The sequence below is a fragment of the Pseudomonas vancouverensis genome, assembly GCF_004348895.1.
Taxonomy (GTDB): Bacteria; Pseudomonadota; Gammaproteobacteria; order Pseudomonadales; family Pseudomonadaceae; genus Aquipseudomonas; species Aquipseudomonas vancouverensis.
Map to the genome: position 1 here is coordinate 118,366 of NZ_RRZK01000009.1, position 12,361 is coordinate 130,726.

The following is a 12,361-nucleotide window of genomic DNA, read 5'->3' on the forward strand; positions in this document are numbered from 1 at the left end:
CGTCGCGACTACCGTTGTGACGCTCTGATCAGGAGGCAATCATGCTAACAAGAACAAGCCCCGTATTGTCTGATGGAACCAAAGTATCCGATCTCATCTATCCCTCCAGCCGTGAAGTACAGATGCGCGTGTTGTCGGACCGCGAAATCTACGAGCTGGAAATGGAGAAGATTTTCGGCAAGATCTGGGTCCTGCTGGGGCACGAATCGGAAATCCCCAACTCCGGCGACTTCATGGTCCGTGACATGGGCTCCGACTCGGTCATTGTTGCTCGTGGCAAAGAAGGTGAGGTATTCGTCAACCTCAACGTCTGCCCGCACCGCGGCATGCGCATCAGCACCGCCGACTGTGGCAACACGCAAATCCACAAATGCATCTACCACGGCTGGGCCTTCCGTCCCAACGGCGACTTCATCGGCTCGCCGGTTGAGCGCGAGTGCATGCACGGCAAGATGTTGCCCAAATCGGAGCTGGGCCTGAAAAAGGCACGCGTCACCCTGTATGGTGGCCTGGTGTTTGCCACATGGAACGTTGAAGGCCCGTCATTTGAAGAATTCTTGGGTGATGCCAAGTGGTATTACGACATGCTGTTTTGCCGCTCGGACAAGGGCATGGAAGTGCTCGGCCCACCGCAGCGCTTTATCGTCAATGCCAACTGGAAGACGGCTGGCGAGCAGTCGGCAGCCGACGGTTTTCACACCCTGACTTTGCACCGCTGGCTCGGCGAAGTGGGCAACTACGCCAAAAAAGGTGAGGGCGAAACCGCCGACCTCAGCCCGGAAATGATCGGTGTCGAGATCAGCTCGCCACACGGTCACGCACTTCGCTGCATCGATCTGGCTCGCAAGATCAAGCGTCTGACCGGTCTCGATCCGGCTGAACTGTCCGTCCAGCAGAAGCTCGAGGCGCTGCCTCCGGCCGGCATGACCGCTGACATGATCGAGCAGTTGGCGCGCAACCTGTCGGAAGATCAATTGAAGGTGCTGACCAGCATGCCGCCACAAGTCGGCGGGATGTTCCCGAACATTCTGTTTGGCTTTGTCTACATTCCACAGCCAGACGGCAGTGTCGTTGGCTCGATGACCCTGCACGCCTACGTGCCACGCGGTCCGGACAAGCTGGAGTTCGTCAACTGGGTGTTTGCCGAGAAGGACGCTTCGCCAGAATTGCGCGACAAGATGCTCAAGCAAACCATCCAGCTGTTCGGCACTTCGGGCATGGTCGAACAGGATGACTCCGATACCTGGCCGCACATGACCCTGGCTGCCAAAGGTGCGATGGGCCGCAAGAGCACGCTGAAATACCAGGCCTGTTTTGAAACCGGCGCACCTGAAGGCTGGCCTGGCCCCGGTATCGTCAACGAAGGTTTCACCAAGGACGATACCCAGTGGCACTGGTGGTTGTACTGGCATGAGCTGATGACCGCACCGGACGAACAATAAACGCCCGTCGACCCTGGTTCGATTGCGGTCCTCAGGGGCCGCAATCGCCGGAAACAGCGTTAACAAGTACAAGAATAAAAGTGAGGGAATGACTCATGGCTCAGGTTCAACAACGCGGTGTGGAGGATATCCAGCCGGGTTCCCCAGTCGGCACCAAGCGAGTGCCGGTGGGCTCACCGATTTACAACGACGTAGTGACCTTTCTCTACGAGGAAGCCACACTGCTCGACCAGATTCGTTTGCAAGAGTGGGCTGAACGCCTGGACACCGATCTGGTGTATACCGTGCCGCTACGCCAGACGCGTGTTGCGTCTGAGCTGAGCACCACCATTGTGCGCACGGTCCAGCACTACCACGATGATTACCGCTCGATCATGGGGCGAATTTTGCGCTTGTCCGGCAAAAGTGCCTGGGCGGAAGATCCTCCCTCGCGCACACGACGCCTGGTGACCAACGTGTTTGTCGAAGAAACCGACAAGAGCGATGAGTTTGTGGTGACCAGTTACCTGTTGCTGACCCGTAGCCGCTTCAACGATCACCATGTCGATATCATCAGCGGTGAGCGTCGTGATGTGCTGCGGCTTGGTGAGGCAGGGTTCAAGCTCTCACGACGCGAGGTCATCCTCGATCAGGCAGTTCTCGGAACCCCCAACCTGGCTGTCTTCCTCTAGTTTGTTCGGCGCTCCGCCTCGAACCCGGATCGCCGTGCAATGCAGGTATTGGTGCGGCTCCTCTTGATGAGGAGCCGCACCACTAAAGGCGCTGCCAGAGCCATTGCTGATCCTTGGCACACAACTGCGATGGATCATCGCTGAAGTCCAGGGTCGAGCCTTTCATCCGCAGTGCCTGTTCGGCGCGCTCGGATTGCTGGCTGTAGCACAGACCGGAGTTCACCGCGTGGACCTGCTCATCGAGGTTGTAGGCGCGACCCATCGAGATCAGCGTGCAGCGGCGAAGTAGCAAAGCGGCTTCGGCCATTTCTTCACTCAGGGTGCTCAATGCCCAGCGCGCCATGCCTTCACGAAGGTTGATGCCGGTGTAGGGCGAGGGTCCTTCGAGCACAGTACCCTTTACTGCCCAACTCAATAGCTCGTCGTGATCGCGTCGCAAGGTGGCACGCGTGCGCTGGTCAATGCGCTGACCCACTGCAATATCGTAGCGGCGATGGTGGGTATCGCGCGTGGCGGCAGCGATAGCCAAGCCCGCCAGGTCGAGCAAGTGCGTGCATTGATGACTGGCATCGGTTTGTCGGGTAACTGAATGCGCAACGCGGTCCAGCTTCATGCCCAGCAGTTGCTGTAATTGATCACACGCTTGTGGGCACAGCGAGTAGGGATGACGCAGCGCTTCACCGCCAATGGCGCTCACTTCGCCGGCTCGATGGCGAACCCATACACGGAAGTGGTGAAAGTCGTCTTCCAGAGCGGCGCGGACTTCACCCGCATCACTGGCACGGGTGGCAATGATCTCCACGCGGCGGTGAAATACACTCATCCTCAATATCCTTTTTCCGGTGCTGTTCAGACAGAGAAAATCGGTTATATTTGAACACTATATCCAATAATGTTCACTAAAAAACAAGAAAAAGGGGTGGCTATGGCTCTGCTAAACGAACAGGTAGCGGTGATTACCGGTGCCGGAGGCGGCATTGGGCGCGGCATTGCGCTGAATTTTGCCAAAGAAGGCGCCGCCGTGGTGGTTGCCGAACTGGACGTGGCCAGCGGAGAAGCCGTAGTCGCCGAATTGAAGGCGTTGGGTGGCAAGGCTGTCTTCATCAAGACGGACGTATGCAACAAGGCGGATATAGAGGCCGCTGTGCAACTGGCCGTGGATCAGTTTGGCGGCCTGGACATCCTCGTCAACAACGCCTTCGCGCCGACACCCAATGTCCTCCTCGAAGAAAAAACCGACGCAATGCTCGAGCAAACCCTCGGTTCCACGGTGTGGGCGGCCTGGTGGGCGATGAAGGCTGCGCTGCCGCATATGAAAGCGCGTGGCGGCGGCAAGATCATCAACTTCTACTCCATCGATATCGAGATCGGCGCCTGGTTGCATGGCGACTACAACACGGCAAAATCGGCGATCGTCGGCCTGACCCGCAGCGCTGCCTCTGAGTGGGGACGGTTCAACATCCGTACCAATGCCATTGCACCGACCGCAATGGGTGCGACCTTCCACAAGCTCGCTGCGGAAAACCCTGGCTTCGCAGAAATGTCCGCCTCGATGCGTCCGCTGGGTCGCTGCGGTGAACCCGAAGCGGACATCGGGCCGGTGGTGGTGTTCCTGGCGTCGGAGATGTCGCGTTTTATCACTGGCGAGACCATTCACGTTGACGGAGGTCTGCATTTGCCAGGTTATAACTCCCGTCCGAAGGGTATACCCGTGCGTGAGTATTGATTTCACGCTGTCTCAACACTGGGGTGAGCTTTCTCAAGAAGGGCGTTAACGACAACGTGTGCCTTTGGGTGAGCGGGTGTGCCGTTCGGTCTTTTGCGAGAAAGCTGTTGGAACGCGAGAGGGTACTGCTGCAGGATTGAAAACCTTCCCTCATCCAAAGCGAATACGCATGGGTGTTGGAAATTACCAGGACGCCTCTTGGTTTGCTCGGCTCAAGGCGGGATGCTGCTTGCCTCTGTGGTAGGCAGCTAACGACCCAAAGCGGACGGTGGCGAAAGATAGCAATTGGCTGAAAGCGTTGCTCAACGAGCGGCGCTTTCAACACATTTTACTTTTTGAATAAGCCCCTACTTTTAAGAGGTGGGAACGGGTCTGGCTGTTCTTATTAAAGCTGGGTAAAGCCGCCGTCCACGAACATCTCTGAGCCTGTGATGAAGCTGCTGTCATCTGACAGTAGAAAAAGCGCGGCCTTGGCGATTTCTTCAGATCGGGCGAGCCGGCCAAGAGGGATGGAGGATGCTATTCGTTGCTTTATCTGGGCGGTTTGCTCGGAGGGTACTCCTGGCGAATTGAATGCGGCAGTATCGGTAGGACCGGGACTGAGCGCGTTGACACGAATGGCGCGGGACTTGAGGTCATTTGCCCACGAGCGTGCAAAAGATCGAATCGCCGCCTTTGAAGCGCCATAAATGCTCCTCGATGGATTTCCCTTTGAGGCGGCAACGGATGCCATCAACAATACAGTCGCACCATCCGACAACAGTGGTAAGGCACCCTGAACGGTGAGTAACGTGCCGCGCACGTTCACATCAAAGATACGGTTGTATTGCTCAATGGTTATCGCTCCCAGCGATGCGCTGGCTTGAACCGCTGCATTGGCAAACACCATGTCCAGATGGCCTTTCTCTGCGGTGATGATCTGAAACAGCCGTTCAAGGTCGTCGATATTGCCGATATCACCCTGAATGCCTGTCACATTCCGACCGATCTGACGCACAGCTTCATCCAGGTTGGCTTGGTGACGGCCAGTGATGAATACGTGCGCACCATGTGCAACCAGCAGGTGAGCTGTTGCCAAGCCAATCCCTGAACTGGCACCTGTGACAAGCGCAACTTTCCCTTCAAATTTCTGCATGGTGCATTTCCCACGAATTTCAGCCGAGTCATTGACATGTTAAGGCGACTAGATGTTGTAGCCGCCATCGGCATCGATGATGGTCCCGGTGATGTAAGACGCGGCAGGGCTGGCAAGAAAGAGGATCGGTGCGACGACTTCTTCCAGACGTCCGTATCTTGGGAAGCACAAGCGCTCGACCAATGGCGCCAGAGCGTCTCGCAAATGTGCGTTCAGGTCTGTTTTCATGAACCCGGCATGGACAACGTTGACGGTGATGTTGCGTTCAGCAAGGTCTCGGGCGACGCCTCGGGAATAGCCATCGATGGCTGCGCGCATGGCTGCCAGATCAGCAATACCCGACATGCCGGGGCGGTTACCCAGGTTTGAACCGATCATGACGATCCGGCCATGGTCGCTGAGTACCTTGGATACCGCACGCACCGTCGCCATGAAGCCCGACAGCGTAACGGCCCAGAAACGTTCAAACGCAGCGGCATCGCGGGTGGGATCATCAACTCTGCCCAACTGATCAATGGACGCGTTGTTGATGAGAATGTCGATACGACCGAACCTGCCGATAACCCGATCAACCAGGCTTTGTGCCGCGTGGACATCGGCCTGGTCCGCTTGAAAAGCTTCGCCGAGGACACCTTGTGCGGTGACGTATTCGATGACGTTTTGTGCCTGCTCTTCGGCGAACACGTAACTGATGGCGACGACGGCTCCTTGTTCGGCCAGGGCCTTGGCGGTCGCCGCGCCCAAACCGCGTGAACCGCCAGTGACCAGTGCGACTTTGCCGGCCAATATTTTTTGCATGAGCTCAATCCTGTGTTTGCTGAAAACATTCGTTGGTGAATGTCGAGCGAGACTAAGCGGGTGAGGGGCCGGTGATAATTACCCGTACCGCGATAAAACCTATCGGTATGTGGAATAAATCAGCACAGTGTTATGAGATGCGCAGCGTGGGTGAGTGCCCGTGTAGAACACGGGCTCGCCCTGTACGCCTCACGAATTAAACAAACCTCTGTGAAGTGTGACGAACGCTTGTACGGACATCGGTGCTTGTCCGGTGACTTCGCCAATAATCGTGTCTTCGCCTTCAAACACACCGTGCTGGTAGTCCAAGGCGACTTCGCCCAAGTGCTGAACCATGAACGCGGGCAAACCGGCTTCAAGCAGTTCGTGTTTGTATTCTTCGAGACTGATTGGTTGATAACGGATCTTGCGTCCCAAGACTTCACCGATAGCGTCGGCGACGCCTTGCTGATTCAGTTCGGTGGGGCCATGCAGCGTGTAGGTCTTGCCTGCATGTTGTTTCGGGTTTTCCAGAATGGCCGCAATCAGGCGGGCCTGATCTTCCGCGGCGATAGGGGCATGGCGACCGTCCCCAAACGGCAGGCGGATTTCACCTTTTTCCATAATGTGCGAGCGGAAGTGCGGGTAGATCAGCCACTGTGCAAAGTAAGTCGGGCGCAGGTGAGTCATTGCCAGCCCCGACCAATCGAATACGCGCTCTGCCGTCCAGTGATCAAGGGCCGCGTTGCTCTTGGCTTCACGGCGCGCTGAAATCTGCGACATGTTGACGACCGCTTCGACACCCGCTTCCTTCGCTGCTTGTGCGAAACGCGCAGTAGCATCGATCAAGCTAGGGGTAATCGGGTACACGAAATAGGCGGTGCGAATGCCTTCAAGTGCGCTGCGCACGGCATTCAAGTCCAGTAGATCACCGAGCACAACCTCGGCACCAAGAGCGCGAAGCTCTGCCGAGCGTTCATCTTCCTTGTGCACCAAGGCCCTGACTGGGACACCTTTGGCAGTAAGAATTTCGATGGTTTGACGACCGGTGAAACCGGTTGCACCCGTTACGAGAATCGTGGCTTGGGTCATGTTGGTTGCCTCAGGTTGTGCAGCAAGGGGTTAAATATTACGCTCGTCATAAATATAGATGTTAGATAACATCTAAGTCAAACACCGTTGATCAGGATTATCCGAATGCGCAAATCACGGCAGGAAACCAGCGAAACCCGGCAACGAATTGTTGAGGCCGCCAGCGCCGAGTTTCGCAAGAGTGGCATCAGCGGCACAGGCCTCTCTGGCCTGATGGCAGCAGCGGGCCTGACGCACGGCGGGTTTTATCGCCACTTCGAATCGAAAGATCAGGTGCTGGCCGAGGCGTGCGACATGGCAGTCGATACGCTGGTAGCGGAATTTGAGGAGGTCACAAATGTTGGCGGATTCAATGCGGCTATAGGGCATTACCTTTCAACCGATCACCGCGATGCTCTGGAAAAGAGCTGTCCCTATGCGGCGCTCGGGAGTGAACTGGTACGTAGCAATGAGCAGGTCAAAGAGATCGCGACCCAAGGTCTGGAAAGGGTGATTGAATTGTTAGCGACCCAAGCTGGGCCAGGAACTGCCGAGTCCGGACGGGCGCGAGCGCTGATCGCGATGTGCACGATGATGGGTGCACTCACCTTATCGAGAATGGCCATGGACCCTGCGCTTTCAAGCGAAATTCTACAAACTGCCAGCCACCATTTGATTCAGCCGGGGTTGCCGGAGGCTTAGTTCAAGCCGAATGGGCAAGTGATTTCAAATTCTCCCTGGTTGCTGCAATGATTTCTTCGGCGAGGTCAGAGTTCGTAAATTTGGTCGCCCGCGCCATGGCGACACTGCCAACCATACTGCACATGAAAAACAATGCTTCTCGTCGAGCGGCTTCGTTCGGGAAACTCCCGGCGAGCACTTCTTGGAGGATGGCGACCATATCCTCGAACCCATGGGTGAAGGTGTCTTTAACGGTCTCATCCTGACTTTTGATTTCGCAACTGTACGCCGCCATGGGGCAGCCCTCGGCAATGGCTTCGACGTGCTCATTGGAAACATACGCGTCAACCAGCGTGTCCAGGTCATTCGCCCCTGAGCCCAACAAGGCGTACCAGGAGTCTCGTCCGTTGGCGAGTGATTGTCGGCATGCGGCTTCGACCAGCAGGCTCTTGGACTTGAAATGACCGTAAAAGCCGCCTTGTGTCAGCCCCGCCTCTTCGCTGATCTGCGCAACGCCGGTGGCGGCAAAGCCTTGTTGCTGAAACAAGCTGGACGCCGCAGCAATGAGCGCTTCACGGTTGCTGGCGTTTTGTTCCTTTGAAACCTTCACGGTTCGACTCCTGAACTACACTTGTCCATTTATTGTGATCGCTTTTATTACAATGGATGTTTTTGAAAGCGATCACTATGATAGGTGCGTGAAATAGACATTTGAACCCCCTGATCAGGTACTCCCAATGAAAGCGATCCAGATCACCGCTTACGGCGACCCTCTTGAAGGTCTTGAACTGGTCGACATTGCGGAGCCACCGCCACCCGAGAAGGGTGAAGTGTTGATCGGCGTAGAGTTCGCGCCGGTCAATCACAACGATTTGTTGTTGTTCGGCGGAAATTTTCCGGTCCATCCGCCGCTGCCGAGTCTGGTCGGTAATGAAGCCGTCGGCATCGTTTTGCAGGTTGGAGCAGGTGTTGAAAACATCAAGGTCGGCGACCGTGTAACGCCGCCGCTGTACAGTTTTACCTGGCGTGAGCGCATGGTTATTCCCGCAGAGGATCTCTTCGCATTGCCCACGGAAGTGGATCTTCAGCAGTTGGCCATGTTGCGGATCAATCCGCCGACGGCCGCGCTGTTACTCAGTGAGTTCGTCGACATGAAGCCTGGTGATTGGGTCGTGCAAAACTGTGCGAACTCCGCAGTCGGCAGGGCAGTCATTGCAATTGCGAAGGGAAGGGGGCTGCGCACAGTCAATCTTGTCCGGCGCCAGGAGCAAGTCGCTGAAGTCGAGGTAGCAGGCGGCGACATTGTGCTGGTGGACGAGAACGATGCCACTGAACGGGTACAAGCGATGATTGGTGACGGTGCAGTGCGTTTGGCGCTCTGCGGAATCAGCGGGACGGCGACTGCCCGATTGGTCAGCGCGTTGTCGTCGGGCGGTTCGCTGGTCAACTACGCACAAATGAGCGGTGATATGTCGGCACCGGGTGATTTCAGGCCGCTCATGAGAAAGAGCATCACGATGCATAACTTTTATCAGAACAAACCTGCTTTCCGGCCGAAAGTCCCGCAGATATTGCGTGAAGCCGTAGAGTTGATCAGGACCGGCAAACTCATGGTGCCTGTGTCTGCGATCTATCCCCTGGCATCGTTCAAGGAAGCAATCATTCACACGCAGAAAGGCGGCAAGGTGTTGCTCGAAGTAAACGGCGCTCGTTGAGGGGGTGGGTGGTAGAGGCGCCAAGGTGTGGCGCCCCGACCATCCGTCCAATCAGAACGTGATACCAAACGCAGCGAATGCCCGGTCCATGCGGTCATCAAGCAATGCCTTGGTTTCTTTCCAAGCCGGCACTTCATCCAGCAGGCGTTGTTGCCAGGCCATGATGTTCGGGAATTCATCGTATGGCGTTTTGGTTCTGGCCATTTGTGAGAACGGGGCCGCGACATCAAAGTCGGCCAAGGTCACTTGGTTGCCGACGATAAATGTTTTGCCTGCGAGGTGCTGGTCGAGCATGGCGGCGTTGCTGCGGATGTTGGTAAAGATGAACTCGACCAGCGTCGGATCTTCCGCAACGCCCATCACGCGTTTACCAATGCGTTCGTTGAACAGGTAAGACGAAAACACCCGCCAGTGTTCCGCGGACCAGAACATCCATTGCAACGTTTCATACCGAGCGTTGCCCTTGGGCAGTAAAGGCGAGTCAAACTTCTCCGCCAGATACAAATTGATGGCCGAAGCTTCCGAGAGGACGGTGGCGCCATCGACCAGAACCGGTACGCGACCGATGGGATTGATCGCCAGAAATTCCGTTGCCTGGCTTTCACCTTTCAACAGGTCGACCGGGGTGTGTTCGAACTGAATACCCATGTGTTTTGCTGCGGCCCATACACGGCGAAAACTGCCGGAACCACTGTCGCCGTAGATGCTGATGGTCATGACTGACTCCAGAAACTGAATGGTGAGGATGTTGTGCAGGGCCAGATTAATTGACCGGTTCAGAAGTGATAATTGGCTGGTCAGCGATAAAATTTATCGTCGACCGGAATAAATACAGGTCAGTGCTAAAGGCGGTTGAGGGGCAGTTTGGACAGATTTTCAGCGTTGGAAATTTTTGTCAGAGTGGTCGAGATCGGCAGCTTTTCGCGCACGGCAAACGAACTGTCGATCAGCCAGTCGACGGTCAGCAAACAGATTACCGATCTGGAGAAACAGCTACAGGCCAAGCTGTTCTCGCGCACCACTCGGCGGTTGTTCCTGACTGAGGCCGGCGAGCGGTTTTATGAGCAAGCCAAGCTGATCCTTGAGCAGTACGCCATGGCCTTGGGGGATGCTCTCAATACCCGTCAGACGCCTTCGGGTACGTTACGTATTGCCACTCCGATTTTGCTCGGGCGCAAGCAGCTAACCCCTTTGTTGCCGCGCTTCTTTGAACAGTACCCGGACATCGTGCTGGAGCATAACTTGAGTGATTCGGCGACGGACCTGATTCGTGATGGCGTCGACTTGTCGATTCGTGTGGGCGAGATGAAAGACAGCTCCCACCAGGCGCGAAAGCTCGGCGCTCTGCAACCGGTCACCGTCGCTTCTCCGATGTTCCTGGAGAAATACCCTGCGATTGTTCATCCACGTGACTTGGGCTCAGTGCCGTGCCTGATTTACCTGCGTCATCCCACGCCGTTCGAGTGGGCATTTATCGGGGCTGATGGTGAGAAGGTCTCAGTCGACGTTGACGGACCTTATCGGGTGAACGTTTTCGAAACACTCTGCGAAGCTGCGATTGCGGGGCTTGGCGTTTTGCGAGCACCGTTGTCTGCCTGTGGCGCAGACCTTGAGGCTGGGCGTCTGGTCAGGCTGCTGACCGATTACGATGCCGCGTTCGTCCCCATCTACGCGGTGATGCCTTCCTCATCCTGGATTCCACAAAAGACCCGGGTAATGGTGGATTTTCTGGTGGAGGAGTTCCAGCGCAATCCGTGGCTCAGAGGACCGGATTAAGGCTCAGGCCTGACCGGAAACGCTTGCATGGCGAATTGAACGATCTCCAGCAATTGTTCGGAGCTGGCTCCGTCTCTTGCCTGCACGGCCAATCCTCGGGCCAGGACGTTGAAGTAACCCGCCAAGGCTTCGACATTTGTGTCCGCGGGTATGTCACCTTCTTCGATTCCGCGTTGAATCCTTGCCTCCATCGCCTGCCGTGCCATCGCCCTGTGATTGGTCATCATCTCGCGAACCGATTGCAGCGCCGGGGGCACGTGTACGCAGGCCACGGAAATCATGCAACCGGAGGGAAGGTCGTCTCGGGTGAACTCACTCGCCGTCGCCTCCATCAAACGTTTGAAAGCAGTCCGCGTATCCGTTGGGGCACTCAAGATACCGATGAACCATTCACCTGACGCTTCGAGATAGGCATTGGTGGCTTCTGCGTATAGCTGCTCCTTGCTGCCGAACGAGTTGTAGAAGCTGGACGGGCTGATGCCCATGGCTGCTACCAGGTTATCGAAAGACGCACCTTCGTATCCCGACTCCCAGAACAGTTTCATTGCCTGATGCACGGCAGTTGCCCGATCGAAATTCGAAGGGCGGCCACGGCTGCGTTTTTTGCCTTCGATTAATTTTGGTTCCATCGCTCCAATATTCCTTGACGAGGGGATTTCTATCGCCCTAGTATTACATATCGGAGTGATCGCTCCAAAAACATTTATCCCGGGTTCAGAACATCGATAGCGAGGTGATCTTGATGAAAATTGGCATGTTGGGTTCAGGCACCGTGGCGCTGTCTATTGCTCGTCACGCGATTGCACAGGGGTACGAAGTACTGCTGAGCAACCGTAGCGGCGCAGGCAAATTGGCCGGCGCGCTTGTTGAGTTGGGCCCCAGGGCATCTGTTGTCTCCCTCGCCGAAGCTGCCGCCGCACCGGTGGTATTGCTGGCAACGCCATGGACCAGCATCCAGGCCGTCTTGGGTAGTACGCCCGCCTGGAACAATCGAATTCTTATCGACGCGACCAACCCCTTTTTAGAGATCACACCAACGTGGGTGCTGGCCGATCTGGGCGAGCGGGGCGCGAGCGAAATCGTTGCTGAATTGGCACCCGGTGCCCGAGTGGTGAAAGCGTTCAACAACATCATCATGACGAATTTCAATGCCGGCCCTGTCCACGAGCAAGCGCGCAGGGTGCTGTTCGTGTCGGGTGATGACAGCGATGCCAAAGCATTCGTAACCGAATTCATCGACAAGATGGGCTTTCGCGCCATTGACCTCGGTGGGCTCAAGGATGGCGGAAAAATGCAACAAGCCGGTGGCCCTTTGGGCGGGCATGACTTCCTGATCTCTCAATAACCTTTCTTTCGAAACAAACTAT

14 protein-coding genes are annotated in these 12,361 nt (G+C 56.2%); 7 read left to right on the plus strand and 7 right to left on the minus strand.

Translation table 11 applies throughout. The annotated features are described in order from the left end of the window. Positions 1-41 precede the first annotated feature (41 nt). Together EIY72_RS10225 and EIY72_RS10230 are read left to right on the plus strand one after the other, a co-directional pair. Positions 42-1,442 (plus strand): aromatic ring-hydroxylating dioxygenase subunit alpha, encoded by a 1,401-nt coding sequence (locus tag EIY72_RS10225; protein ID WP_093224078.1) that lies wholly within the window; start codon positions 42-44, stop codon positions 1,440-1,442. A gap of 95 nt (positions 1,443-1,537) precedes the next feature. Next, on the plus strand, positions 1,538-2,113 hold the full coding sequence (locus EIY72_RS10230) for an aromatic-ring-hydroxylating dioxygenase subunit beta (protein ID WP_093224076.1): 576 nt from the start codon (positions 1,538-1,540) through the stop codon (positions 2,111-2,113). 82 nt (positions 2,114-2,195) lie between these two features. On the opposite strand, the gene EIY72_RS10235 is transcribed toward EIY72_RS10230, so the two are convergent. Continuing rightward, a complete protein-coding gene (locus tag EIY72_RS10235) occupies positions 2,196-2,936 on the minus strand; it encodes a DUF2889 domain-containing protein (RefSeq protein ID WP_093224074.1) in 741 nt (246 codons plus the stop codon). 102 nt (positions 2,937-3,038) lie between these two features. Here EIY72_RS10235 and EIY72_RS10240 point away from each other — a divergent pair, with 102 nt between their 5' ends. Continuing rightward, positions 3,039-3,839: an SDR family NAD(P)-dependent oxidoreductase gene (locus EIY72_RS10240; protein WP_093224072.1), complete on the plus strand. Its 801-nt coding sequence runs from the start codon at positions 3,039-3,041 to the stop codon at positions 3,837-3,839. Positions 3,840-4,224: 385 nt separating this feature from the next. On the opposite strand, the gene EIY72_RS10245 is transcribed toward EIY72_RS10240, so the two are convergent. The 3 genes from EIY72_RS10245 to EIY72_RS10255 all read right to left on the minus strand — a co-directional run bounded on the left by EIY72_RS10245 (position 4,225) and on the right by EIY72_RS10255 (position 6,843). Further along, on the minus strand, positions 4,225-4,974 hold the full coding sequence (locus EIY72_RS10245; RefSeq protein ID WP_093224070.1) for an SDR family NAD(P)-dependent oxidoreductase: 750 nt from the start codon (positions 4,972-4,974) through the stop codon (positions 4,225-4,227). A gap of 48 nt (positions 4,975-5,022) precedes the next feature. After that, positions 5,023-5,772 (minus strand): SDR family NAD(P)-dependent oxidoreductase, encoded by a 750-nt coding sequence (locus tag EIY72_RS10250; RefSeq protein WP_093224068.1) that lies wholly within the window; start codon positions 5,770-5,772, stop codon positions 5,023-5,025. Between the two features lie 189 nt (positions 5,773-5,961). Beyond that, complete coding sequence (locus EIY72_RS10255; RefSeq protein WP_093224066.1) at positions 5,962-6,843, minus strand: NmrA family NAD(P)-binding protein; 882 nt, start codon at positions 6,841-6,843, stop codon at positions 5,962-5,964. Between the two features lie 105 nt (positions 6,844-6,948). Between EIY72_RS10255 and EIY72_RS10260 the strand changes: the two genes are divergently transcribed. Further along, a complete protein-coding gene (locus tag EIY72_RS10260; protein ID WP_093224064.1) occupies positions 6,949-7,524 on the plus strand; it encodes a TetR/AcrR family transcriptional regulator in 576 nt (191 codons plus the stop codon). A 1-nt stretch (position 7,525) separates the two neighbouring features. On the opposite strand, the gene EIY72_RS10265 is transcribed toward EIY72_RS10260, so the two are convergent. Beyond that, entirely contained in the window at positions 7,526-8,113 is a 588-nt protein-coding gene (locus EIY72_RS10265) for a TetR/AcrR family transcriptional regulator (protein ID WP_093224062.1), read from the minus strand. Between the two features lie 127 nt (positions 8,114-8,240). Here EIY72_RS10265 and EIY72_RS10270 point away from each other — a divergent pair, with 127 nt between their 5' ends. Continuing rightward, entirely contained in the window at positions 8,241-9,218 is a 978-nt protein-coding gene (locus tag EIY72_RS10270) for a zinc-dependent alcohol dehydrogenase family protein (protein ID WP_093224060.1), read from the plus strand. A 51-nt stretch (positions 9,219-9,269) separates the two neighbouring features. Here EIY72_RS10270 and EIY72_RS10275 read toward each other — a convergent pair whose 3' ends face one another. Beyond that, on the minus strand, positions 9,270-9,935 hold the full coding sequence (locus EIY72_RS10275; RefSeq protein ID WP_093224058.1) for a glutathione S-transferase family protein: 666 nt from the start codon (positions 9,933-9,935) through the stop codon (positions 9,270-9,272). A 165-nt stretch (positions 9,936-10,100) separates the two neighbouring features. Here EIY72_RS10275 and EIY72_RS10280 point away from each other — a divergent pair, with 165 nt between their 5' ends. Beyond that, positions 10,101-10,994 carry a LysR family transcriptional regulator gene (locus EIY72_RS10280; protein WP_162276446.1) on the plus strand — a complete coding sequence of 298 codons (894 nt, stop codon included), beginning with the start codon at positions 10,101-10,103 and terminating at the stop codon, positions 10,992-10,994. Here EIY72_RS10280 and EIY72_RS10285 read toward each other — a convergent pair. Beyond that, a complete protein-coding gene (locus EIY72_RS10285) occupies positions 10,991-11,623 on the minus strand; it encodes a TetR/AcrR family transcriptional regulator (protein WP_197678797.1) in 633 nt (210 codons plus the stop codon). The genes EIY72_RS10280 and EIY72_RS10285 overlap by 4 nt on opposite strands. Before the next feature lie 113 nt (positions 11,624-11,736). On the opposite strand from EIY72_RS10285, the gene EIY72_RS10290 reads away from it, so the two are divergent. Beyond that, on the plus strand, positions 11,737-12,339 hold the full coding sequence (locus tag EIY72_RS10290) for an NADPH-dependent F420 reductase (RefSeq protein ID WP_093224054.1): 603 nt from the start codon (positions 11,737-11,739) through the stop codon (positions 12,337-12,339). The last annotated feature ends 22 nt before the right edge of the window (positions 12,340-12,361 follow it).